Origin of the sequence: Enterococcus casseliflavus (genome assembly GCF_029215545.1) — a bacterium.
GTDB classification, from domain to species: Bacteria; Bacillota; Bacilli; order Lactobacillales; family Enterococcaceae; genus Enterococcus_D; species Enterococcus_D casseliflavus.
This window is the reverse complement of the sequence record NZ_CP119393.1, coordinates 2,294,884-2,320,357: the sequence shown is the minus strand read 5'-3', so window position 1 is coordinate 2,320,357 and position 25,474 is coordinate 2,294,884. Positions and strand designations below refer to the sequence as shown.

At 44.2% G+C, this 25,474-nt stretch carries 23 protein-coding genes and 1 pseudogene; 22 read left to right on the top strand and 2 right to left on the bottom strand.

What is annotated here, in order from left to right:
* Positions 1 to 48: 48 nt before the first annotated feature.
* Both P0G38_RS11285 and melA read left to right on the top strand, forming a co-directional pair.
* A pseudogene (locus P0G38_RS11285) lies at positions 49 to 150 on the top strand (carbohydrate ABC transporter permease); the annotation flags it as partial.
* Between the two features lie 19 nt (positions 151 to 169).
* The gene (gene melA / locus P0G38_RS11280; protein WP_275851071.1) at positions 170 to 1,480 is read left to right on the top strand and encodes an alpha-glucosidase/alpha-galactosidase; all 1,311 of its coding nucleotides are present in this window, start codon (positions 170 to 172) and stop codon (positions 1,478 to 1,480) included.
* A 253-nt stretch (positions 1,481 to 1,733) separates the two neighbouring features.
* Here melA and P0G38_RS11275 read toward each other — a convergent pair whose 3' ends face one another.
* A complete protein-coding gene (locus P0G38_RS11275; protein WP_275851068.1) occupies positions 1,734 to 2,165 on the bottom strand; it encodes a GNAT family N-acetyltransferase in 432 nt (143 codons plus the stop codon).
* Positions 2,166 to 2,447: 282 nt separating this feature from the next.
* Here P0G38_RS11275 and P0G38_RS11270 point away from each other — a divergent pair, with 282 nt between their 5' ends.
* Positions 2,448 to 3,788, top strand: coding sequence for a peptidoglycan DD-metalloendopeptidase family protein (locus P0G38_RS11270; protein ID WP_275851065.1), 1,341 nt, complete (start codon positions 2,448 to 2,450; stop codon positions 3,786 to 3,788).
* A 77-nt stretch (positions 3,789 to 3,865) separates the two neighbouring features.
* Here P0G38_RS11270 and P0G38_RS11265 read toward each other — a convergent pair whose 3' ends face one another.
* Entirely contained in the window at positions 3,866 to 4,234 is a 369-nt protein-coding gene (locus P0G38_RS11265; protein ID WP_275851062.1) for an iron chaperone, read from the bottom strand.
* 418 nt (positions 4,235 to 4,652) lie between these two features.
* Here P0G38_RS11265 and P0G38_RS11260 point away from each other — a divergent pair, with 418 nt between their 5' ends.
* From P0G38_RS11260 to pilM, 19 genes are all read left to right on the top strand, one after another.
* Positions 4,653 to 5,165 (top strand): hypothetical protein, encoded by a 513-nt coding sequence (locus P0G38_RS11260; protein WP_275851060.1) that lies wholly within the window; start codon positions 4,653 to 4,655, stop codon positions 5,163 to 5,165.
* Positions 5,149 to 6,504 carry a PTS cellobiose transporter subunit IIC gene (celB, locus tag P0G38_RS11255; protein ID WP_275851057.1) on the top strand — a complete coding sequence of 452 codons (1,356 nt, stop codon included), beginning with the start codon at positions 5,149 to 5,151 and terminating at the stop codon, positions 6,502 to 6,504. Before P0G38_RS11260 ends, celB begins: the two co-directional genes overlap by 17 nt.
* 101 nt (positions 6,505 to 6,605) lie before the next feature.
* The gene (locus tag P0G38_RS11250) at positions 6,606 to 7,334 is read left to right on the top strand and encodes a GntR family transcriptional regulator (protein ID WP_074536894.1); all 729 of its coding nucleotides are present in this window, start codon (positions 6,606 to 6,608) and stop codon (positions 7,332 to 7,334) included.
* Positions 7,335 to 8,125: 791 nt separating this feature from the next.
* On the top strand, positions 8,126 to 9,211 hold the full coding sequence (locus tag P0G38_RS11245) for a DivIVA domain-containing protein (protein ID WP_275851053.1): 1,086 nt from the start codon (positions 8,126 to 8,128) through the stop codon (positions 9,209 to 9,211).
* Positions 9,212 to 9,348: 137 nt separating this feature from the next.
* The gene (locus P0G38_RS11240) at positions 9,349 to 10,656 is read left to right on the top strand and encodes a hypothetical protein (RefSeq protein ID WP_275851049.1); all 1,308 of its coding nucleotides are present in this window, start codon (positions 9,349 to 9,351) and stop codon (positions 10,654 to 10,656) included.
* Positions 10,653 to 11,027 (top strand): hypothetical protein, encoded by a 375-nt coding sequence (locus P0G38_RS11235; protein ID WP_005235091.1) that lies wholly within the window; start codon positions 10,653 to 10,655, stop codon positions 11,025 to 11,027. Before P0G38_RS11240 ends, P0G38_RS11235 begins: the two co-directional genes overlap by 4 nt.
* Complete coding sequence (locus P0G38_RS11230; protein WP_275851044.1) at positions 10,960 to 12,339, top strand: glucosaminidase domain-containing protein; 1,380 nt, start codon at positions 10,960 to 10,962, stop codon at positions 12,337 to 12,339. The genes P0G38_RS11235 and P0G38_RS11230 overlap by 68 nt, the downstream gene beginning before the upstream one ends.
* Complete coding sequence (locus tag P0G38_RS11225; RefSeq protein WP_275851042.1) at positions 12,332 to 13,375, top strand: hypothetical protein; 1,044 nt, start codon at positions 12,332 to 12,334, stop codon at positions 13,373 to 13,375. The genes P0G38_RS11230 and P0G38_RS11225 overlap by 8 nt, the downstream gene beginning before the upstream one ends.
* Before the next feature lie 13 nt (positions 13,376 to 13,388).
* Complete coding sequence (locus P0G38_RS11220) at positions 13,389 to 14,843, top strand: hypothetical protein (RefSeq protein WP_338070803.1); 1,455 nt, start codon at positions 13,389 to 13,391, stop codon at positions 14,841 to 14,843.
* 38 nt (positions 14,844 to 14,881) lie between these two features.
* Positions 14,882 to 15,205, top strand: a complete 324-nt coding sequence (locus P0G38_RS11215) for a hypothetical protein (protein ID WP_016610400.1) — start codon at positions 14,882 to 14,884, stop codon at positions 15,203 to 15,205.
* A 25-nt stretch (positions 15,206 to 15,230) separates the two neighbouring features.
* The gene (locus P0G38_RS11210; RefSeq protein ID WP_151196023.1) at positions 15,231 to 15,926 is read left to right on the top strand and encodes a type IV pilus modification PilV family protein; all 696 of its coding nucleotides are present in this window, start codon (positions 15,231 to 15,233) and stop codon (positions 15,924 to 15,926) included.
* 43 nt (positions 15,927 to 15,969) lie between these two features.
* A complete protein-coding gene (locus tag P0G38_RS11205) occupies positions 15,970 to 16,656 on the top strand; it encodes a type II secretion system protein (protein ID WP_275851034.1) in 687 nt (228 codons plus the stop codon).
* Positions 16,643 to 18,691, top strand: coding sequence for a type II secretion system protein (locus P0G38_RS11200; RefSeq protein WP_275851031.1), 2,049 nt, complete (start codon positions 16,643 to 16,645; stop codon positions 18,689 to 18,691). The genes P0G38_RS11205 and P0G38_RS11200 overlap by 14 nt, the downstream gene beginning before the upstream one ends.
* Positions 18,692 to 18,705: 14 nt before the next feature.
* Complete coding sequence (locus tag P0G38_RS11195) at positions 18,706 to 20,280, top strand: GspE/PulE family protein (protein WP_008378687.1); 1,575 nt, start codon at positions 18,706 to 18,708, stop codon at positions 20,278 to 20,280.
* A 91-nt stretch (positions 20,281 to 20,371) separates the two neighbouring features.
* Positions 20,372 to 21,682, top strand: coding sequence for a type IV pilus twitching motility protein PilT (locus P0G38_RS11190; RefSeq protein ID WP_275851026.1), 1,311 nt, complete (start codon positions 20,372 to 20,374; stop codon positions 21,680 to 21,682).
* A 3-nt stretch (positions 21,683 to 21,685) separates the two neighbouring features.
* Positions 21,686 to 22,897 (top strand): type II secretion system F family protein, encoded by a 1,212-nt coding sequence (locus tag P0G38_RS11185; RefSeq protein WP_074536890.1) that lies wholly within the window; start codon positions 21,686 to 21,688, stop codon positions 22,895 to 22,897.
* Positions 22,898 to 22,977: 80 nt separating this feature from the next.
* On the top strand, positions 22,978 to 23,496 hold the full coding sequence (locus P0G38_RS11180; RefSeq protein ID WP_074536889.1) for a prepilin-type N-terminal cleavage/methylation domain-containing protein: 519 nt from the start codon (positions 22,978 to 22,980) through the stop codon (positions 23,494 to 23,496).
* Positions 23,497 to 23,567: 71 nt separating this feature from the next.
* A complete protein-coding gene (locus P0G38_RS11175; protein WP_275851019.1) occupies positions 23,568 to 24,320 on the top strand; it encodes a prepilin peptidase in 753 nt (250 codons plus the stop codon).
* Between the two features lie 107 nt (positions 24,321 to 24,427).
* Entirely contained in the window at positions 24,428 to 25,474 is a 1,047-nt protein-coding gene (pilM, locus tag P0G38_RS11170; RefSeq protein ID WP_275851016.1) for a type IV pilus biogenesis protein PilM, read from the top strand.

Here is a 25,474-nt window from a genome sequence, read left to right as displayed (position 1 = left end):
CGGATACATAAAAACAGTGGATGAATTGTTTCAAGAAAGTGGCTCTAAATGGCAGGCTCGCTACTAGCGATTTGGCCCATGGTTGCTGTCTTTATCATTTTTCAACGTAAATTTATTGAAGGAATTGCCACTACTGGCGGTAAATTATAAAAGAATGGAGCAATAGAAAATGACAAAAATCACCTTTATCGGAGCAGGAAGCACTATTTTCGCTAAAAATGTTCTAGGAGATGCAATGTTGACCCCGAGCTTAGCAGATTCCCACATCGCCCTTTACGACATCGATGAGAAACGACTTCGTGAATCCGAGGCAATGTTAAAGACGATCAATAAAAATGCCAATCAAAACCGAGCAGAAATACAGGTCTATCATGATCGCAAAGAAGCACTAAGAGATGCCGACTTTGTAGTAAACGCCATTCAAGTTGGTGGCTACAAACCTTCCACCGTCATTGACTTTGAGATACCGAAGAAATATGGCTTACGCCAAACAATAGGTGACACGATGGGCATTGGCGGAATATTTCGGACGTTGCGTACGTTACCAGTCATGTTGGAATTTGCTCGAGAAATGGAGGAAGTTTGTCCAAATGCATGGTTGCTGAATTATACGAACCCGATGGCGATGCTGACGATGGGGGTATTGAAAGCAACATCCATCAAAACGGTTGGGCTTTGTCATAGTGTGCAAGTATGTGTTCCAGAATTATTCGAGCATTTAGGGATCAAAGAACAATATGATCTGGCTGACTTCCAGTGGAAAATTGCTGGGATCAATCATATGGCATTTTTATTGGAAATTACCAAAGATGGGGAAGATTTCTATCCAACGATCCGTCAGTTGGCTGAAGAGAAAGAAAATCCCCACCGTGATTCAGTCCGCTTTGAATTGATGAAACGTTTTGGCTATTATATTACCGAATCTAGTGAGCACAATGCCGAGTATCACCCTTATTTCATTAAATCAAAATACCCAGAATTGATCGACGATTTGGGGATTCCGTTGGATGAATATTTAACCCGTTGCGAAAATCAGATTCGCGATTGGGAAACGATGCGGGAGGATATCGTCGATAATGGCGATTTGACCCATAAGAGAAGTCGAGAATACGCCTCTTATATCATGGATGCCATCAAGACCGGCAATTCAACCGTTATTGCTGGAAATGTTTTGAATAAAGGCTTGATCACCAATTTACCAGAGGATGTCTGTGTGGAAGTTCCATGTTTGGTGGATAAGAACGGCATCCAACCAACCTACGTCGGCGCTTTACCAACGCAGCTTGCTGCATTGAACCGAACCAACATCAATGTGCAAGAATTGACTGTCGAAGCAGCGTTGACCCTTGAGAAAGACAAGATTTATCAAGCAGCTTACCTCGATCCTCATTTATCATCAGAACTATCATTGGCAGACATTACCCAATTAGTCGACGATTTGATCGAAGCCCATGGGGATTATTTACCAGATTATCACTGATAAAGAAGGAAACTGGTTCACTTAAACGGTATCGAAAAAAATCCTTTAATTGCTATCGCGAAGTGATTGTCACCAATGGTGGAACCATTGGTTGAAATACCGCTAGTAAATAAAGAAAGCATTGCCGATCCAGCAAATGGAAGGCAATGCTTTTTGTCGTTTATTGTATCCCTTGATTCGACGGGTAAGCCGATCAGCGGTTATGGTCGTACGATTGATCAAAAGGGGAAAAAGAAGGTGAAAAAAAGCAGCATCAACGATGCCACTCCATGGTGTTTTCGATTTCATTGGTATCAGAGTCCAGTTGTTCAGAAACGATGGTAAAGCCATGTTTGAGATAAAACGCAATAGCAGCTGTATTTTTTTGGTAGACATTCAGAGTCAACTTCTCGTGTTCTGCTTGTACTTTTTGTAATAGCTGCTTGCCAATGCCGTGGGCACGATAGTCTTTCAAAACGAAAATACCAGCGATATAATCACCCAACATCCCGATGAAGCCGACGGGCTGATCATCCACCGAATAGGTGTAAATAAGGGCATCAGAAAAGGCTTTTTTCACAAAATCATAGTTATCTTGCCAATGGGCAGCCGAAATAAAGTCATGGGCATCCAAATTACTTTGCAGCCAAATCTGGGCGATGGTTTCTAATTCAGAATCAGTAAATTGGGTCACTTGTTGTATCATGAGAACCTCCGTTTTTATTCAGTATAGCATAGGTTCACTGCTGATTACTCCAAATCGCGGCATTTTCATAGGCAATCGGACAGGAGATGAACCGATTGATAAGTAACGAAGGTTAAATGGCGAAGAAAAGCAATCTTTTTCGTTGAAATATTCTAACAACTTTGTTTCAGCTAGATGTCAATTTCTTGCAGCCAGATGTTATTTGTGTGAAAACAGCCCCAAGAGTGAAATCTTTCGGTATGCTAGAGAAAGCGATATGACACATCTAGTTAAGGAGAAAAAATGAAAAAGACACTTTTGGTTGCAAGTTCACTTGTTTTGCTGACGCTGCCTATCGTGACGGTATCCGCAGACAGCTTTGATCAGAAGATCCAGCAGCAAAATGAAAAAATCAATGACATAAAAAATGAATCCACCTCATTAGAATCACTGAAACGATCTACAGAGGCAGAGATTCAATCGATTGAAGGAGAAATCCAAGCAATCCTACAAAAGAAAACGACGACGGAAGAAGAAGTCAATGCCTTGGCACAAGAAATCCAAGTCCTTGAAGAGAAAATCATCAAGCGCACAGAAGTACTGGCGAATCAAGCGCGTGACATTCAAACGTCGGAACCTTCCAATCGTTTGTTCCAAAAAATCGTTGATGCGGAGTCCATCGGAGAAGCTATTCAACGGGCGATAGCTTCAGTAACGATCATGAATGCCAGCAATAGCATTGTCGAACAACAGCAAGAAGATATTGCAACAAGCCAGAAATTGGAAAAAGAGTTGCAGGAACAATTGGTTGCAATCGAAGAGCAGTCAAACGCATTGCAAGGAAAACAAGCGGAATTAGCTGATGTCAAGTTGAATCAAGAAGTTGCACTAGCCGACCTTGCCTTGGCGTTGAACACCGAAGAAGAGAAAAAAGACCAATTGGAAGCAGACAAAGCAGAAGCACAACGGCAAAAAGAAGCAGCGTTGAAGCAACTGGCTGAGCAAGAAGCACAAGAAGCAAAAGCGCGCAAAGAAGCAGAAGAAGCAGCAAAACGTCAGCAAGCAGCAGAAGCCAAGTCAGCTGAAACCGCCGAAAGTCCTGCCGTTCAACAAGCAGCAGTGGCAGCAGCCCAGCCGAAGACGGAAGCCGCAGTGGCGCCAGAAACATCGGTGTCGTCAGAAAAAACTGCAGCTACGCCTGCACCTGTGCAGCAAGCAGCTGAGCCAAAGGAACAAGCAAGCAGAGGTGGATGGCAAATGCCAGTCGATTCGGTTCATATTTCGAGTCGTTTTGGGTATCGAACAGATCCAACAGGTGCATCAGGAAATCAACATAATGGCATCGACTTTACTGGGGGGACAGGAACGCCGATCTATGCGATCCAAGCAGGCGAAGTCGTTGAAGCGGGCTATGGTCCGTCAACTGGTAACTATGTGATCATCAAACATGCCAATGGCGTTTACAGCTACTACATGCACTTTAGTACGCTGCCAGCTGTCTCGGTCGGACAAAGCGTCTCAGCTAGACAATATGTTGGCGGTATGGGAACGACTGGGAATTCAACTGGCGTCCATCTACATTTAGGGATGTCAACAAGCTTATGGTCAGGATTCTTTGACCCAGCACCAGAATTAGGCTTATAACAGTCAGAAAAACCGCAGAAGCGAACAGGCTTCTGCGGTTTTTTGGGTTGCTCTTCTTTTACGAAGTCTCGATTGGCTCAGCGCCAAAAGCGGGTCATCTCCGCTTTGTCTTTCAGGTTGAAAGCGATCATGTCCTCAATCAATCCTCGATCGATCGGCTCAGTCCACTTGATGCGAAAAATGTTATCCGTATGGCTGTAACCAGCTTTTTCGATGGCATCGGCAAACTGTTCAAGACACTTGGTTTCAGGGGAGACAGAAAAATGCGGTTTTGAAACGCTGAAACCGATAATAAAGGTCTCATGGGCGGTGAACATCGGCTGATTCCACTTGATGACTGGAACGAGGTCAGGAAATTTCTTGGTAATAGCGGCAAATAAGGCACGCAGTTTTTCTTGCTTTACTGGATCTTCAATGCTGGTTAAGTAAGTTTCTAATACATCCATTGGGAGGATCTCCTTTCGTTTTAAGGAACGAGTACAGGGAATGTCGATCACTAAAAATAACGCGTGTTCGAAATCAAATATTTTGTTACTTAGAGTGTACTGTAAAGTTAGCAAGTTTACAAACCTGTTGCCTTGTTTGGGGGATAAAGCCTTCAGGAACAAACACTGTTTGCAAAAACGAATGCTAAAAATAACTTTTTTCTACTCGAACAAAAGCCAAGAGTCAGGAACATTCCCTCGTTATCCTGCAAGGTTCCTTGAGATTCGCTTAACTTTTCAGAAATAACGAATGAAAAAGCAGATTATTTTCAGAGAACACTTTCAAAAAGAAATCGGTTGCATTCAACAAGAATTCTGCTAGAATATAACTTGTTCGAACAAGTTGTTGAGCGAAAGCAAAACGAAAGGAGGAGGACTTGTGACCAAAAGGAAACCGGTAACCCAAGCAACCAAGAAAGAATATGCAAACAAAAGTATGCGGTTTAATCGTTTTTTACTTTTTCGTTATATGACTGCGATCTTTTTCTTTGTCAATCTTTATTGGACCCTATTGAGTCTGTCTCAATGGACATGGGCTGGTTTGATTCCCATTGCCTTATTGATCGTTGATGGACTTATACTTATTGAACAAACTCAAAAATATTGGCAGCAATCGAATCGTTTACTGGTGACAAAGATCGGTTATTGGCTCCAATTCGGCGTCAATCTCATTGCAATTTTTGGTATTTTGATCGGGCAGCAAGCAACGTTGATTCCTTTTATGAATCAATCGGGTAGAGGGATCTTACTTGCCTTGTTTACTGTCGGCATGATGGCGTGTTTGTTCATTCAGCGTAAAGCGTGGTTGATCGAGCATGACCGCGACAAATATTTCACGTATTTGACTACATTTGAAACTCAAGGAGGAACAGTCAATGGATTCAGAAAATAACAAAATGTTTACCTTCTTGGACCGCTACTTAATGGGTCCAATGGGGAAAATCTCACAATTACGGATCGTTCGTGGGGTCATGGCAGCCGGGATGGCGTCGATTCCTTTCACTATCGTAGGATCAATGTTCTTGATCATCAGCGTTTTACCACAAAGTTTTCCTGTATTAGAGGGCATTTGGAGTACATCATTTGATAAAGTAGTTAATCTCTATATGCTGGGTAATACTGCAACAATGGGAATTTTAGCACTATATTTTTGTATTGTTTTTGGATATGAGTATACCAAGATTCAAGCACAAGAAGAAAAACTTGTTTTAAGCCCAGTCAATGGAGCATTACTTTCTATGATGGCGTTCTTTATGTGCTTACCGCAACTAGTCTTTGAAGGCGGAGTAGCCACGCTAGTTGAAGTGATTTCTGACGATCAGAAAATTATTAATGGTTGGGAAATCGGTGGAGGCGTTACTCGTTTAGGAACAACTGGGATCTTTACAGCGATCATCATGGCGATCATTGCCGTAAAAATCTACGCATTCTGTGTGAAACGCAATATTGTCATCAAAATGCCTGATACAGTACCTACAGGTGTTTCTTCCTCATTTACTGCTTTGATTCCTACAGCCCTAATCGCACTCACTGTAATCGTCATCAATGGTGCATTAGTCGCAATGGGCACAGATATTTTCAAAGTCATTGCGATTCCGTTTAGTTTCGTGACGCAATTGACCAGTACTTGGATCGGACTACTTGTTATCTACTTCTTCATGCATGCGCTCTGGATCGTGGGTATTCATGGGGCAACGATCGTGACCTCATTCTTGACGCCAATCGTATTGTCGAATATGGTGGAAAACCAAAATGGTGCCAACATTGCCTTTGCGGGTGAGTTTAACAATAGTTTCGTAACGATCGGTGGTTCAGGAGCGACGTTAGGAATGGTGATTTTCATCGCCTTCTTTGCAAAATCAGCGCAGTTAAGTGCTTTAGGAAAAGCAGCGATCGTGCCATCCTTCTTCAATATCAATGAACCGATTTTGTTCGGGATGCCAGTGGTATACAACCCATACACAGCGATCCCATTCTTCTTAGCACCGATGGTTTCAATGTCCGTTGCTTATTTTGGCATCAACTTAGGCTTTGTTAACCCACCGATTGCCCAAGTAGCGTGGCCGACCCCAATTGGTTTATCCGGCTTTATTGGTTCAGGTGGTGACTGGCGTGCCTTTGTCTTAGCAATCATCTGTGCAGTCGTTGCTTTCTTGATTTGGTTCCCATTCATCAAAATGTATGATGGCAAACTATACAAGGACGAACAAGCAAACGCAACGAAGGCATAATCAATCCGTTTTTTTGATAAGCCGGCTATGAAAAATAGCTGGCTTTTTTTACGCCAAAGATGATAATAGTAGTAGAGAATCCGAAGGAAAGGAGTAGGCAAATGACGAAACTCAGTATTGAAGACTTAGCAGCAGAATTGATCAGAAAGATCGAAGCGGGTGACATTGGAAATGAGCAGGGGAAGATGCCTAGTGAACGAGAGCTTTTGGCGATTTATCCAGTTTCTCGTTATACGTTACGTCAAGCCCTCAATAAATTGAGCAAGATGGGCTGGATCTACCAGATGCAAGGCCGCGGCTCGTATATTCGCTTTCAAAACAACCAAAAACCGACCATTGAACAAGGAGATCTTGGCTTCAATGAAGACTTGACACGGGGCGAGAAAAACATTCGAACGGTCAAAGCCTCAAAGCGGCTGGTCAAAGTATCAGAGGCGCTGTTTCTTCCAAGTCAAAAACAATTTGCGAAAGATCAACACTTTATCGAAGTCCAACGGTTTCGCACGCTAGATGACAAACCCTATTTGATTGAACGCTCCTATTATATACCTGAAATCGTAGGGGAGATCTCCGAAACGATGATGGAGGGGTCAATGTTCCAAGCTTTGGCAGAAGAAAAACAACTGTCAGTCGCCTTCATCGACAAGTTCATCCAAAGCAAACCGCTAACACAGGAACAAGCTGCGTTCTTTCATCTAGAAGAAGGCATGCCCGCACTGATCGTACGAGACGACAGCTATCTGAGAAATGGGGAGCTATTAGCCTTTTCGATGATCCATTATGATTATCGGATGGCGACATTATACATGCATAAAAAGTTGTTCGTTTAAAGAAAACGGATTTTCAAGAAACGGTTCTTTCTTTTTTTGAAGGCAAGAGAAAAGCAGCCCATTAGGGAGAAAAAAACTTACAGTTGCGGAGCAGCGGACTGGAACTTGCTTTCAAACTGAGAAAAAAGGGATCGCTTCCAATGGATGAAAGATGACTGAGCAAGAAAACTATATAATAGGTAAAGAATCGATCAGCGACCTTGGCTTATAAGGACGCTGATTTTTTTTTGTGGGGATTGATCAGCGGTTAAGAAGGCGTGATTGTTGATTCAAGATAAAGATCGTTTAAAGAAGACCATTCGTTTCCTTAATACGAGGATATTTTGCTCATTTTTTAACAATATCATGTGGATAATCGGCTTGCTCTGACAAATATTTCATCAAGTGAAGAAATATCTGATTTTTCAATCTGTTTTTGCTTTGATACTATCAAATAGACAACAGATGTTCTGCGAACGGAAGCCGTCTTTTCGTTTAATGGCTATTTTATTGAGAAACAGGCCGATTCACTTACTTGATTTCTATCTTCCAAAATAATTGGAGATCGTGGAAATGATGGGATGTGGTGGTTTTTGCTTTCTTTTTTGAGCGAATGACGGCAAGAAGGAAACGGACATCACTGCTCAAAAGGTCACAGCAGAAACGTCAGCTCGTTTGAAAGAACGACCGCGGATAGAACAGCCAAAGTGCAAACTTTCACGAAAGTAGACGTTCAAGCAGACCCATTTGTAGACACACTAAATTGTTCAACGAATCAAATCATCGATGAGTGAGGAATCAGGAGGGGTAACATGGCATTATTTCGCAAAAAGAAAGATGAAGAAACTTACGAAGGCGTTCATGTCTACGACGAGGAATATGATGAAGAAGAGTACGACGAAGACGAGTACGATGATGAAGAATATGATGACGATGAGTACGACGATGAAGAATATGATGACGACGAGTACGAGGATGATGAGTACGAGGAAGAGGAATATGAGGAAGATGAGTATGAAGATGATGCCCAAGAAGAGCTACTGGCATTAGAAAATACCGTTTCACAACTGACCAAAACCGTCGAACATTTGACCAAGCAATTGGAAAACAAACAAGAATCCATCAATCGGATGGCTTCACAAGCGACGCAACAAGAAAGTATCATTTATGAAAACAAGCAACTGCAAATGCGTTACAACGAGTTACAGCAGCAGTTAAAAGAAGCAGAACGTCAACAAGAAGCCCTCAAAACCAATTATGAGCAGGAAATTGAGCAGTTGACAAGTCAAGAAGACGAATTGATCGAAGTAGAAGAAGAACTCGAACAATTGCGTCAAAGAGAAGATGAACTGCTAAAAGAATTAGAAGCGAAAAGCAAGCAAGTTCAAGCGTTTGAAGAAAAAGCGATTCATTTAGAAGAAAAAGCAGCGATTATCGAAAACTACAAATTAAAAGAAGTCGAAAGCATGCGGCGGATCACTTCGCTTGAAAATGAAAATCAACAGTTGAACTTGCGCTTGCAAGAAGCGGAAGCGAAATATCGGGATCTTGAACGTTCAAGAGTCGAACAACTGGCAGATAAGAATGTTTTACAGCGTGACTTGGAACGTGAACTGGCTAAGGTCGAACAAATGAAGGACGAGCTGGCGACGATTTTGATCGAAGCAAAAGAAAAAGCACGGGAAACCGCTGCTGAAGCAGAACTGGAAGCTGACAGAAGACGTCAAATGGCGGAAAATGAAGCCCACAAGATCATTTCAGAAGCATCGATGGAAGTGATGAAGATCCGTCAAGAGATCAAGCAATACCAAGAACGACTTACGGCATTTCATCATGAGTCGAAAGGGCTGTTTGAGCAGTTGATCCAGCATAGCAAAGTATTGAATCTGCCAGACTAAAACGAAGGTTATAAGTCGGAATAGACGAAAAGGTCTGCTGAATAATTTCTGAGAGCGACACGACAAAGGAGGGAAACCCACTAGGACCATATGTGCTGTTTAAGAAATCACGGGCAACAACTACGAGTTGATTTCTTATGAGAATGTTGGTTATTGGGACGAATGTGACGAATGATATTTTAAAAATTGCCATCTATCCAACCTTGAGTCCAAATCTTGAGGAATTATTTTATAAACAAGAGGCACTTCCATCAGTAATCACTGCCTGCGACAACCTCTATCAAAAAAAGTGGCCGCTCAAATCCTCGATCCGCAAACAAGTGACGCATTACTTTGAGCAATTTTATTCCATCGAAGCCTTCACCCATCATATCGAGATGGAGATCTTACGGGAAAAAATCGATTACTCAAAATTACGCATTCCTTTGGAACAGCAATTCCCACAGTTTGTGTGGACGCAAATCGGCATCAATCATGTGTCCGATGAAAAAAGCAATCTGTTTTTGGAGTTTGTACCAATCGCTTACACAGAAGAAGAGTTTCCCTTTACGATTCAGTTGGCTGCCAGCTTGCAGCAGCAAGCCTCGGCTGGTGTAAGTGATGCGAACGACTTTAAAGAGCAACTGGCAAAAATCGTTCAAAGCGTGATCGATGAACAAAATGTCACGTTTGTGAGTCGCCCGAAAGCGCAAGTCCATGAAGAAAAACGGCAAGGCAAAACCGATGCAGTGAAAAAAGAGCTGGAAGACACAGTCGAGTTCCAAAAGGTCAGTGCGGATGAGCCACCAAAGTTCAAAAAGAAAGTTCGCAAAAAAAGCAGCAAAAAAAAACAGTCAAAAAAAGCCAAGCAATTACCCAAAGTCAACGCCAATGAATTAGCGTTGGAGGAAGAAGCGAAACGAGAACGAGCAAGCAAAGAGCGTTTGCGCTTGGCCAATCAAAAGCTTGAGATCTACATCGAAAACTTAGAAGCCTCTTTGATCAAAAATAGTATCCACTATTTAAACAGCTTGACCGATGAAGAAGACGAGAACTGGCATACGCAATTGAAGATCAGCTTACGAGAATATACCTATCTTTTTCAAAAAGCCAAATACCTGGAACAGGTTTGGCGCATCAATGACAATCTCGTACAAAAGATCGAAAAGATGACCTTGAACGAAAAAGAGTTGACCTATGAGAGAGGGCAAGTGCAGCAAGTGGTCGACAACAACCTTTCTGCTAAAGATATCAGCTTGGTTTTTTATGAATGCAGCGTGATTGAATCACGGGTCAAATTGTATGAGCGACCATGGTTTAGAAAACCTTACGCACGCATTATGAAGATGGACTATGACAATCTTTTACGAAAAGCCGCGTACTTTGATCTTCTCCAAAGCGAAAGTTATCTGTTAGAAAAAAAAGCATTGATCGAAGGCAATACAGACGTTAGGAGCAGCCTATGAGAACCCAAAAGCAAAAACAACGATTCTTATTCTTATACCGCATCTACTTTATTGCTTCTTTGATCCCATTAGCGGTATTTTTGCAGCTGACCGCCTATTTTTATCTCTCTGCCTTTCGAGAATATGTCACTATCAGTCACTTGTTTTTACTCGCTCTTTTGCTAGGTTTTACGATGTATTTGCGGAACAATGCCTTTCATTATCAATTGCTACTTGTGCAGCTCGAGAAAAATGAAAGCAAAGACCATGAACGACCAAAAAAAGGCACCAGCAAGAACAGCCCCAAGGAGGAGGATCAAGAAGATGAAAAAGCCCAGAAGAAACGTAAAAAGTCTGTTAGCGATCGGAGCATTTATCGGAATCATCAATAATCAAACGATTTCTGAAGCCATGGTTCGATCGATCTTAGGTGTAGAACCATCTACTTATATGGAAACCATCGATGCACAACGAGAAAGTCGTGGACAATCGATAACGGATGCCCTCCGACCGGTCTCTTACGAAGGAGCTGACAGGATAACGGAGCCACTTGATACTCCTCCAGAACAAACAAATGAAAGCCTCCCAGAAGAATCGGAGCAGGCCGAAAAAGGAACGGAAGTCCAAGTCGTAAATGATGTTGAACGACCGGCAGATGATGGGCAGACAGACGAGGAAGAAACAGAGAGCGGCACCGATGAAACAGAAGATCAAGAGGCCGAAGACGTTCCGTCGACGCCAGAGCCTTCAGAAGGCGATCAACAGCCGAATCAGCCTGCTGGACCAGAAACGAATGAGGAAGAAACCAACGATACCAACAGCAACAACAATAGCGGAAACAACCAATCAAATGGGAATCAAACCAATCAGGACAAAGAAAAAGATCCCGATCCAATCACTGAAGAACCCGAATCGCCGATTGATGAAGAAGAGCGGGAAAGCAACTTTCAGTTTTCGGTTTCTCGTAATCTAACGACACAGCAATTCATCAATGAGATTGGTTCTGACGCGCAAGATGTTGCCTATAACAATGATCTTTATGCCTCAGTGATGATCGCACAAGCTATCTTGGAGACCGGCTCAGGAAACAGCGCCTTATCCAGTCCGCCAAACCATAATCTTTTCGGCATCAAGGGCAGCTTTCGTGGGCAAAAAGTGACCTTCAATACGCAAGAAGATGATGGAAGTGGTGCGTGGTATACGATTTCTTCCAATTTCCGTAAATACCCAAGTTACCGTGAATCCATCGAAGATTACGCTCGCTTACTAAGAGGAGGCATCACAGGCAATACGCGCTTTTATGCCCCGGTTTGGAAAGAAAATGCCCCAACCTATCGGGAAGCAACTGCGTGGTTGACCGGGCGCTATGCTACGGACATCCATTATGACCAAAAGCTGAATGCGTTGATCGAAGCCTATGATCTAACCATCTATGACAACGAGCCGACCGAAGAGGTCTTGGAAGAGATTGAACGCACACGTGCACAAGCAATTGAAGCAGCCCGCAAGGAAGAAGCGGAGACGACCCGTTCGTTGTTTGAAGACTTGCAAAGAAGCTCGGCAAATCGTCGAGGCTCAGGGAATTTGCCAGCGTCCATTCGTACCGTCAAGGATCGCTTGCAGGAAAATGCCAATGCCAATACTTATGCAAACCAATTAAGAGGGATGGAACGAGCGGGCAGCGAGGTAGATGCCGATGAGTAATCAGTCGCAAGTACCTAGAAGGAAAAAACGCCCGTCACAGCCTGCCAATCGGGAAAAAAAACGAGAACAATCAGAGGAGGCACCAAGAAAACCCAGAATCGAAAAGTTTCAGGCGGAAGGAAAAAAAGCCAGCCCTTCAAGTGGCAAGAAACGACCAAAAAAGCCGACCCAAAAAGAACCGACAGGACAGGCGCCTGCGAAAAAGAAACGAAAAAAAGCGGCTAGCACAGCGAATCGCCCCAAATTACCGACCGAAAAGCAGCATCCTAGCAAGCAAAAAGAAAGAGCAGCTGCCAGTACAACCAGTGAAGCACCACGCAAAAAGAAAAAGCGTTCACCGCAGCAAGCACGTCCAAGCCAGCGCAACGAGCAGGGGAAAACTAAGAAATCAAGTAATCCGAATGCCAAATCAAAAGGCACCCACAAGCAAGGCAAAAAACCAGCGGAGGTTTCCCAGAAACGACCAACCCCGCAAAAAGGCAAAGCTGCGACGAAGAAACCAACAGCTAAAAAGAAATCTGGTGATCTTGTACTGAAAATCATTTATCTGATTTTCTTGGTTTGTAGCATGACTGTCCTATTTACGTTTATCGGCTTATATGTAGCTGATCAAAACGAGATGACGGTTTTCAATCATCGGGTGGTGCGTTTATCAGATAATGGCATGGCGAATCTTGACAGCTCCGCATTACGCACACAAGATTTGATCATTTTAAGAGAACAAGCCTTCACTCAAGTACAGCCAAACGGGATCGGAGTCTTTACAAATAGCTCAGGAACAGGCTATATTGCCCGCCGAGTGCTATCGATCGAGGCTGACGAAGAGCAAGGCTATCATTTATCCGTCATTGGTGATGGACAGGCATTTGGGGAAGAAGCCATCGAAGCAGACCGTTTCGTTGGGGAAGTCTCAATGAGTATCAACCATGTAGCAGATGTGTTTCGTTTTATTGATCAAAACTTGATATTATCTATCATCTTCTGTGTATCATTGATCGCCTTATTCATTCTATTAGGCATTTATCTCTTTACTTGAGAGCCGTCATTACTTGAGAAAAGAGGAAACAAGGTTGCAAAAAAAAATAGTGTTAAGAAATAGTATCGCGGGTCTGCTTTTCTTTCTTTTGTTGCTTAGCATCTTGATTTGGCAGAATAATCAGTCTATTCATATTCGTCGTTTAGCGGATGAAAATGAAGTGTTCGAAAAAATCGAGATTTTGGAAGAATGGCAGGAACGAATGACCCTTACAGGGACGACGATCCAACGATCCGTTCGGGTAATGAACGCCAGTGAAGTGCCAGTCTTTGTTCGAGCAAGCTTTGAAGAAGTGCTGCGCTATATCGCGCCAGACAGTGAGGAAGCAGCCTTTGAGCAGGCGGCTGATGCGAGTGATGCGCCAGACTTATTACCAGTACTGTCTCGCTTTGATGAAAACGAAATTTTAGCAAGAGGGTATCAGAACGTGACCCAGCAGATCCCAGAACTCATTGGAAATGCTCTTGATGGTCAAGTGATGGTTTGGATCAGCGATGAGACGATCGAAGAGTTGGCACCCACGCCTGCCTTGGATGCCTTCGATAGCGAAGAGATGCAGGAGTTATTGGGGGGATTAGACGCTGAAGGACAGGATAATCCTGAGAGCTTCTACGATCACACCGAAGGCAATGAAGAAATGGAGGAGCAACCGGCATCAGACTTGATCGATGGTCCGCCAGATCTCTGGCAAGAACCGGTCCTTGTCGAAGCGCACTTCAGCTATTCCTTTCGACGAAACCAACAACCGGTCATGCAGAAAATGAGTGGGGAACTGCTGCTGCTCAATCCTGCTGATCCGGTTGCTGAGTGGACCTTTGAAGCAGCCAACTTGACCTATAGTTATTATCTTGAAGGGTATCGTTATTTTGTTCGAAACTGGGCGGAGTCGCAGCTAGCCAGCCCCTTTTCCACCAATGAAGAACCTACGGGATTCACGTATCTCGGAGAACAAGGAATGATTGACCAGTCGTCATTTGATTACACGACGACAGAATCTGGGTTAGGCAGTGCCTTTCAATTGCCAGAGATGATCAGTGCGTTTCCCGATGCTGCTGGGTTGTATCCGACCCAAACGGTGAAAACGCTAAGCAGCTTTGTCTCTGAAAGTTCCGCCCAGATCGACTCAGAAGCCATCATGATCGAATTCGGCTCTTTGAGCGATTACCGTCAGATCGATCGAAATACTTGGATCTATAATCCCGATGATGGCTGGTTTTATTATAGTTTCCCTTTGGACCGATCCTATCAAAGTGAAGACGGTTATGGCGTCACCCGTTCACTGATCGAACAAGTGATGATCGATACAAGTGTCGCAGACGATAGCCATCTTGCCTACGAACTTTTACCGAAAGTCGAAGTCATTCAGGCTTCTGATCGACAATCATTAAAGGAGGTCTTTCAGTTAGACAATGATCGGCCAGAGAGTGCCACTGCGATCATCTATCGGCATTTGCACTCACTTCAATAAGTTGCTAGAAAATAAGTCAAGGAGAGATTCACGTGAAAATGGTCATTGAAGAAATTGAATACCGTTATTTTCTTCAATACGGGAAGTATTTGGATTATTTCTACCAACAATACATGCAAGCGAATGTCGAAGATCCTGATGTTGAAAAAGGGATCGCCGAGATTCAGCGACTGGTTGAAGAAGAAAGGTATCATTATATCAGGGAACGAATCCGCATCACACGCAAAGCCAAAAAAAGTATTCCATTAGCTGACTACCCTGATTTCAATAAACTGATTCACTGGGGATTCACCCTTAGCAAATTATCTTTTCTTGACCCAGATACAAGTATCAACCAGCTAGAAGAAAAGGATTCTCCTTGATCGGGGGCTAGGCAAAAAGCAGGTGATGAAACTGAAAAACGGCAGACAAGCACATAGAGTACTTGATGAATCAGGGTTCAGCCTTGTTGAGATCCTTGGAGCGATCGTCATTCTCGGGATCGCGATGGTCATGATCGCCATGCTGATCATCCAAAACAACCTGATCCTTAGCTACAATACCCGAATGGAAGAGGCCATCGCAGCACGAGATGACGTCAAGGAATGGCTAATCTACCGAGCGCAGACCCAAGATTTGGCGGATTTGAATATCGGGATCTTTACTGCTCGACCATCTTGGATGATGGTCGATCCAGATGACCCCTCAGAAATTCGCCGACACCATTTGGTCCTCGATAATTCAGGAATTCAATACAATGCGCAAGGGCAACCGATGTATGAAGAAATCCCGATTGCTGTAGATGATCTCAATCGGGGAAAATTTATTCGCAAAGTGGTATACGATCATTCTGGCGCTCATTTGCCGCAGCCCTTGGCAAATTCGGAAGAAAATCGCCTCTATATGGGAACGTACTTGTCGGAGAATGAAGAAACCACCAACTATTTGGTCAAGGTCTCCATTCGCGAAGACCCCAGACATGGACTGCGAGAAGACAGTTACGACCGCCGTCAGCTCGGGCTCGGACTTATTATTCAGGTCTTCGATAAACAAACAGGCGCATTTTTGACAGAAACGTATCTGCATTGGGTAGTTGACTATTGAAAGGGCTGGCTGTTCTTGCGGAAGTTGCAAAGGAGGGGCGCAGATGAAGCATCGGTTACAGGATGAGCAAGGAGTCACGCTTGTCGAATTGTTAGGGGCGATCGTGATATTCGGCATCATCATTGCTCTCTTTTCTGGGACACTCTTTCTGATCGTCCAAGCCTCTGTCCGTCAAGGTCGAATTGCTGCCTTTCAAGGGATCGCGAATGAAATCATGGCGCAAGCAGACCAAATCGCCAAAATTGACGGCATCTATGAACATGCGGGGTATTTAGGAAAATATGATAGTCTTCTTTTCCACGAGGAACATATTGTCAAATCAATGCCCGAAGGAACCTTAGGGGCAGCAATTACGGAAGAGGGCAGTCCGCGAATGGTTGTGACGGATATCACAGATACCAACAATATCCGTGCCAGAGTCTATGATACGAAAGACCCTACCATTAAGTTAAAGATCATTCAACAAAAAAATGAGAATGAAGCGACGCTGACTCATCACTATACGCCAAATTATCGCGATACGTTCAGTATCCAGACCAAATTTTTCGTTTTATTTTACACGGAAACGATCAATTTTGTGGATTATTATGATGATTTGACTGGCTGGTGGCAGATGGAGGATCTGGTCACTGATTACCACGAGCAGATTATCTATAGACGAGAATTTACGATCAATTATCGGGACAATGAGAAAGCAAGAGGGGGGGTACCGGGGAATGGACGATGGTAGACAAAATGAAGCGGGTTTTGCACTGATTTATGCCCTCGCGGCGATCATTCTTTCCTCTTTGATGATTGGCTTGGTTTTCCTAGTTGCTCGAAATGTCAATTCACAAATTCGAACGGTAGATAGCTTCCGTCGCGTGGAAGATGTACACGAATATTCCTTTCAACTCGCTTCTCAAGACCTAAAACTGAGAATAGATGATTTCATCACTCGAACCATGCAGAATGGCGGCTTCTATTCTAATAATAATGACTGGCAAGACAATTTGGATAACGAATTGAGATCTGTGCTGGACGAAGTCGATGTGAATGAGACCATCGATAATAAATTTTCTTTTACCTCCTCTATCGTTGACTATGAATATAATGAGATCGCCCCTTATGTAATGACGAAATCTGGTGGGGAGCAAGGATGGATCCAAGCAGCCTCGATGCTGCCAGATAAAACCAATCTTCAAATCATTATTCAAATTCAATCGCAAGTCACGGATCAGACGCAACTGGCTGAGGGACAGCCGCGAGTACATACAGCTTCTGCCGAATATATCTATGAAATGCAGCTTGAAGAAGAAGACCTCGAACAAAGACAAACACAGCTGGATATTTGGCGAAACATTTTTTATCCCTATTACTTACCCTCTACAGTAGGACAAGCGGTATCCGCCGATACTTGGGTTCGAAAATTATTCGAAGTCGCCGATTTCCAGCGCGTACGCCCATCATTTGATTATCTCGCCTTTGAATCGGATGACTTCTTGCAATTCGGGTTTGCTAACAATGTCCTGCAAGATTTTCAAGACGGCAGATTTTTAGATTTTCGAACAAAGCCGATTCTTAACTGGCTGCATTTCGATGGTTCCTTTTTCTTTAATCATGGGATCCAGATGGAAGGACAGGGAAGCGGGCAGTTTTCGGCAAAAAGTCTGCTTGCGATCCAGAATGACGGCGGGCAGCCTAGCAACGGGTTGAACTTGATCAAAGACATCTTCTTGCAAGCGGGTCTAGGAATGTATATCGATTTGGGCAGTCGAGCTGGTAGCCGCTTGGTCTTGTCACAAGCCTATACGGATATTTTTGCTGGAAACGTATGGATCAACAATACCAATAGTTCGGCTTCGAGAGTTGAGCAAGAGGGGGTTCTCTTTGCTGAAGGGCATCTGAATGTTTCTGCAAATTCACCAGATGCGGGCTCTGGATTAGGCGAATTAAATAGCAATTATTTTAATTTCTATCATCGAGAAGCCACGAAACAAAACCCTGCAGCAGATGGTAGTTTGACGTTTATGAAGCCGTCGATGGTTCTGACGAGCAGCAATTTTTATGCGGGACCTGTCACGGAAGGCTCGATCGTGCATAGTACCGAAGATACGGAACGAAGGATTACTGTTTATGGTGATTTTATGCTGACGAATACGATGATGCCTAGTGGTGGAACGATCGATGATTTCTCGTATTTTCAGAATCAAAATCAATTCACAGTGCCTCATGACCCGTCAAGAATCACATTGGATGGCAGCAATACCATGATGGAGGTTCACGGACTTTCATTTATCGATGCGCCGAAGACTGCTCGAAGACTGGCATTAGCAGAAGCAGGCAGCACAGCGGTTTTTGATTCTTACTATGAAGATCCAGCGTATTGGAATCAAATCACCTTAAAAAATGGTGCCCAGCTGATCTTGGGTCATACAGGCGTTGAACCCTTTCATTTAGCTGTGGATAGAGAGTCGACCTTTGTCATGGAAATCCTGCCAGATTTGGCATTATTTGACCCGACTTTTTTAGCAACAGGGGCTCATAACCGTCGTCTTGAAGGAACGGTCGTTCTCGTACCTTACTATATGGATGACCAAGTGGAACTGGAAAATCAACTGCAACAATTAGGCGTCAATTATCGCGTCCGCGACTTTGAAAGTCAGGCGCAACCGGGGGAGGTAACGATCCTCAGAAGTTTTTTGGATCGAAACATGTGGTCTGATGATGAAGCATATTTAACCGTTACACGAATGTTTGACTATATCAACAAACTCGATTATTGAAAGGAGGGCGCCAGTTGCCGCAATCAAGTGAAAGAACGCCACGTAGAAAACCTAGAAGGCCTCTCAAAAAGTCAGAGAGTAGTCCAAGTTCAACCACCGCTGAGAAAACACAAACAGGCAACCTGTTTGACTTAGAGATCAGCTCAGAGGTTTTGTCCCTGATCCCCCGCTCGTTTGCCAAACAGCACAGCGTCTTTCCGTTAGAGAAAAAAGGCAATCGTTTGACCGTTGCGATGGCAAACCCTGGAGATTATGCGGCGATCAATGAAATGCGTTTGATCACTGGGTTATTGATTCGTCCGCAAAAAGCCCACAATGCCGATATCCAACAACTGATCGTTCGCGATTACCCTTCTGAGATCAGTTTGGATGGCTTGAGCGACTCTCTCGTTGAAACCATCGACCCAGAAGGCGACTCAAAATTAGATGATTCGCCGATCGTCAAATTGGTCAATACCCTGCTGCAAGATGCAGTGGATCGGGGCGCCAGTGATATCCATTTCGATCCCCAAGAAAAAGGATTAGTTGTCCGTTTACGGGTTGATGGGGAGCTTCGCACCCATGAAAACTTGCCTAAGAGTATTCAGACTGGGGTTACTTCACGACTGAAAATAATTTCCTCCTTGGATATCACCGAAACACGTGTGCCACAAGATGGTCGGGCAATGATTCGTAACGGGGGCAACGTGGTTGATTTGCGGGTCTCGGTTTTGCCTGTCATTCATGGGGAGAAAGTCGTGATTCGGGTGTTGGATCGCTCCAGTGGCATTCGGCGCCTAGATGAGTTTCGCTTTGAACCGAAGGTATTGGCAACCTTTAAAGCGATTTTGCATAAACCCCACGGGATCATTCTGGTCACTGGACCGACAGGATCAGGGAAATCATCTTCCTTGTATGCGGCGTTGCAAGAGTTGAACACGCCTGAGATCAATATTATCACCGTCGAAGACCCTGTGGAGTTTCAGCTGCAAGGTATCAACCAAGTGGCAGTCAACAGCAACGTCGGTTTGACTTTTTCCGCTGGGTTACGGTCGATCTTGCGGCAAGACCCCAATGTCGTGATGGTGGGAGAGATTCGAGATGGCGAAACGGCGGAGATTGCGATTCGGGCTTCCATGACTGGGCACTTGGTATTATCCACCCTTCATACCAACGATTCCGTCAGTACCATCAATCGCTTAGTCGATATGGGGGTAGAACCGTTTCTGGTCGCCAATGCGTTAGAAGGCATCTTAGCTCAACGGCTCGTCCGAACCCTTTGTTCTTCTTGTAAGACAGTAGGACCAGCCAGCGACAAGGACAAGCAGTTATTTGAATCCTATGGCATCACGGTTACGGAACTGGCACAACCTGTGGGCTGTCCAAAGTGTGGCAATACGGGATTCAAAGGGCGAATGGCCGTCCAAGAGCTGTTGACGATCGATGCCAAGCTGCGCCGTATGATCACGAACAAAGCGACCAACGACCAGCTGATGGATTATGTTCAGGAACGAAAGATGCGCTTTTTGTTGGATGATGGGTTAGACAAAGTGCAACAAGGCTTTTCCACCATCGAAGAAGTCTTGAAGGTGGTCGCCGCAGAAGAGTGAGGCACGGATTGATTTATCGGTGATCTAGGGATCACCGAAGAACTACATACATTGTTTTAAAAGGAAATGCACATAGAAAGGGGCTGGTTTAATGGATCAAACGAGAGTGGCAACACAAGAGCGAGCAACCAAAAGGGCGACGAGAGAAAAAACAGCTCCGACCCGTACCCGCATCCGTGAAAATCGTGAACTGAGAGAAAAAAAACGTGCCCGTAATCGCCAGAGCGATCAAGACCGATCTGTCTCGACGCGGGAGATCATTCAAAAAGCAGAACGGCAAGCAGCGACAAAAACGACGACTGCCAGCAGTGCACAAGGCGTCAATCGCAACGAAGCGGCGCAGTTTGATGCCATGTCACCTAAAGAGCGGATCGATCATTGGCTGATGATCGCTGTGGAACAAAAAGCATCGGATATCCATTTAGTCGAAGGCGTCCCACCGATTTTTCGTCGCCACGGCGACTTGCTACCGATTGAAGGGGTGCCGACCATCGACACCAAGGACATCGAAGCCATTGCCGAAATCCTTTGCAACCAACGGCAATGGGAGGAATTCAAGGAAAAAGGCGAAACCGATTTGGCCTACGAATTAGGCGACATCTGCCGCTTTCGGGTCAATATTTTCCGTCAAAAAGATACCGTTTCGATCGCCTTGCGGCAGATCCCCATCGAGATCCCGAAATTAAGCAAACTCGGTATGCCGACCGTCCTGCGGACCCTGATCCATAAAAGCCAGGGCTTGTTCTTAGTTACAGGGCCGACCGGTTCAGGGAAATCAACGACACTGGCTGCGATGCTGGACTATTTGAATGACACCAAAAAGACGCATATTTTGACGTTGGAAGATCCGATCGAGTACATCCATAACCACAAGAAAAGCATCGTTGCCCAGCGGGAAGTCGGCAGCGACACCATGTCCTTTGGCAATGGCTTACGAGCTGCCCTGCGGCAAGATCCAGATGTCATTTTAGTAGGGGAGCTGCGGGATTTTGAAACGATCTCGATTGCCTTGACGGCAGCGGAAACGGGACACTTGGTATTAGGAACCTTGCATACGTCAAGTGCCCCAGCGACCATTGAACGGATCGTCGATGTCTTTCCTGCCGATCAGCAGACTCAGATTCGTACACAGCTTGCTGGCGCATTACTAGGGATCTTGTCCCAGCGCTTGCTGCCAACGATCGATGGCAATGGACGGGTAGCAGCAACCGAAATGATGCTCAATACCCGAGGGATCGCCAGTTTGATCCGTCAAGGGAAAACCCACCAGATCCATAATATGCTGCAGATGGGGAAAAACGAAGGCATGCATACCATGAGCGCCTCTTTAGAAGAACTGGTTGCTGCGGAACGGGTCGATGCTGATGTGGCAGATAACTTAATGGAGGAAGGGGGCGAATAGCCGATGGCACTCTTTGCCTATCAAGGCACCAATGTCCGAGGCGAAACGTTTTCTGGCAGCTTGCGTGCCAATTCCTCCGTCGAAGCCCGCCAAAAACTGCGCCAAAAGCACATCAAAGTCAGCAGCTTGATCGAACAGCCAGAAACCTTGGCGAATAAAGAGATTCAATTATTCAACAAAGTATCTCTAAAATTATTAGTTGCATACTTACGCCAGTTTTCGACATTGATCGCTTCGGGGATTACGATTGTTGATGCTTCACGAATGCTGGAAGAACAGCAAAAAAATCCGAATTTCAAGAAAATTCTTGGTGAAGTTCGGGATGAGATTGATGGCGGACGACCACTTTCAGAAGCCTATAAAGCCCATCCTAATGCTTTTCCAGTTTTGTTGACAAGTGTTATTGCCGTATCGGAAATGTCAGGGTCTTTGGAAAAAAACTTAAAGGATATGGCGGATTATTATGAAAAAAGTGCTGAGAATCGAAGTGGTCTTATCACAGCGATGGTCTACCCAATCATTTTGATCTTGATGACGTTTGTCGTAGGTATCATTTTACTAGTCATGATCGTCCCGATGTTTGTCGAAGTATTTGAAAGTTTTGATACAGATTTGCCAGCTATTACCGTGGCTACCATGGCAATCAGCGACTTTCTTCAAACTAAAGGATGGGTTTTAGCAGTCTTTATTGTAGGCATTATGATCGGCTTTTGGCTCATTCGTCGAAATGAAAAAATCGATTTTGCTGTTCATCGTTTCATTTTAAAAATACCGTTGTTCGGTGAATTAGCGATAAAAAATAATTATTCACTGTTTATGACAACTTTGTCGACTTTACTTGGTAGTTCGGTTGGTATGGTCACGGCATTGAATATGAGTCGGGATGTTGTGTCCAATAAATCAATCAAGCGAGTCATTGACGATTGCGCCTTTCAAATAGAAGAAGGGGGCAAAATGAGTGATGTTTTTCGTGGGAACCTAACCGTTCCTTTATTAGTCACTCAGATGGTAGAAATCGGTGAAAGTACTGGATCCCTTGAAGATATGCTAAAAAGACTAAGCATTATCTTTCAAAAAGAAGTGGACGAATCCAGTAAACGAATCAAAACAGTCCTTGAACCGACAGTGATATTAGTTATTTGTGTCATTGTTGGATTGATCGTCGCTGCGATCATGGTACCAATGTTTGATCTTTTTGGTGCCGTACAGGGGTAATCATTTGTGATATTAACAGAATTCCTAGACGTTCTGTTTGATATATATTTTTTAGGAAAAGTAGGAGGAGTAAATAACATATGCTTGATGCAATTTTAGTAGAAGAAAAAACAGAAAATCGTTTTAACAAATTAATGAAAGATGAGACAGGTTTGTCGCTGGTTGAGTTACTTGCTGTTGTTGTTATCATTGCAATCATTGCAGGTATCGGGGTAATTGCTATTGGAAATATCATCCAAAATGCGCGTGAAGATGCGGCTATTTCAGATGTTCAAACAGCATACTCTGCAGCGGTACTGTATCAGTCGACGGAAGTAACACCTAACAGCGGTTCTGGAGCTAACCCGAATCCGAATGAATTCACACTGCAGGATGTTATAGGTGCTAATCTTTATAGTGGTGGAGGTTTTGCTGATGTAGACGAAGTTGAGTTTGAAATTCAGGATGATGGAACTCTGCTCATTACATTAGAAGACGGTGCTTTGACTGCCGGAACAAAACGCTCCGTAGGAATGACGTTAACACAAACACAAGTTAGTGATCTAGGTCGTAAAACATTATTCCCAGATCCGCCAGCTGGCGGTGGCGGCGGAAACTAAAAACACCTTAAGTCACTAACCTGACCTAAGGTGTACGGCAACTCAACCCCCCAGGAAAAAAGGAGTTTTTTATGAACGAAATTTTGCAACAGATCCCAATGGGCCTAATCATTGGTTATCTTTTCATCATAGGAATGTGTCTAGGTTCTTTTTTCCTAGTGGTTGGTTGGCGGGTTCCCAAAAAGGAATCCCTGCTGACTCGCTCGCACTGTGATGACTGCCAACAGACATTGGGTGCAAGGGACCTCATTCCAGTTTTATCATACCTTATTTTAAAAGGCAAGTGCCGCAAGTGTCAAAAAAAGATCCCGCTGATTGCTTTTCTTTATGAAGTGTTGATCGGCATGTTATTTACGGGTACGACCTTGCTGTTTTGGGGCACTGCTGAAGTGATTGCCGCTTGGTGTTTATTAGCCTTATTAGCCATTATTTCTGCCAGCGACATCTTTTATCAGCTGATTCCCAATAAAGTGTTAGCCCCTTTTTTCGTCGGAGGGATCGGTTTACGGTTGATCCAACCGCAAAATGAATTTTGGTGGTATTGGCTCGTTGGCTTTTTTGCTGGTTTCTTGCCATTGTATCTCTTAGCGGAGCTCAGTAAAAAAGGCATGGGTGGCGGCGATATCAAATTATTTGCCGTCTTAGGCGTGTATATCGGCCCAGTGCAAGTCTTGACCGTTTTATTTGTCGCTTCTTGCTTGGCAGTGATCTTTTACGTGATCCAAATGCTACGGGGCAAAGTCAAAAGCCGCTACATTGCTTTTGGTCCCTTTATCGCTATTGCTACTGGCATGGTTTATCTTGGCAGCGGCTGGTTCCTTTGAATCGGGTTGCTGACCTTGGCGTTTGCTTGATTTGCTAAGCAAGCGTTGTACATAGAAATAACGTTGGTTCCTTCATAAAAACCAACAAGAAGAAAGCAGGTCCTCGTATGTTTGGCAAAAAAACAATTCCCCGCTTAGTTGGGATCGACATCCAAAAAAACTGCATCCGTTACTGTACCAAAAAAGGTGACCGTCTCAAATACGGCGAGCTGGTCGTGAATGGTACGATTTTTAAAGATGATAAGCTGCGCAATCCTGATAGTCTTGAAGCCGCCTTCAATGAGATTGCCAAACGTTTGGGATTACGCACGATGAGTGTGGTGATCACGGCGCTGAATTCTCGTCTGCTGATCAAACAGATCCCTATCGGCAAGATGAACTCGGAAAAAGAGATTCGCGAGTACTTGTATTTTGAATTGGGGGAGTCCATCTCCTTGCCTTTTGAAAACCCGATTTTTGATTTGCTGATCCTAGGCAAAGGCAACAAGCAAAAAGCACCAAAAGCACAAAAGAGAAAAGCCAGCAAGAAGGAAGAAAAAGCAGAGCCGCAAGCTGTGGTCATCCAGCGGAATCGGTTTACCATCAATGGCAATGTGCCAGTCGTGGTCACATCAGAGCCGATTTTGATTCAACTCGGCGACACATTGAAAAAAGGCGGCCATCAGCTGATGGGCGTCGATTGCAGTTTTCTGGCGTATAGTCGCATGTTTCAGCGACAGATCAACTGGAGTGAAAATTTCGTGCTGGTCGAGTTAGATGCCGGCATCGCCAATATCACCTTTTTTGAAGAATTGGTGCCGACCTACTTGCAGTATGAAGATTATAATCAAGCCAACTGGAAATATATTGAAAAAGCCCAATCTGTGCAAGTGAACTTTAGGGAAAGTGCGGAGATCCAAGCACTGGAAGGGTTGGCAGAAACCCTGAATTCGGTGATTGATTACTATTATCAGGAAATCTCGCCTGATTGTGAATTGAAAAAAATCTACTTAGTCGGCGGTCATCCAATGCTGCGCAAAGAAGTCCAAGAAATTTTTCACGACGTATCTTCTTTGCCAGTCAAAACGATTTCTGCAAAAGTAAGTGAAACCAGCAAGAAAAAAATTCCCGACCGCTATGTCTTGGCTGCGGGATTAGCGACGAAAGAGGTGTAA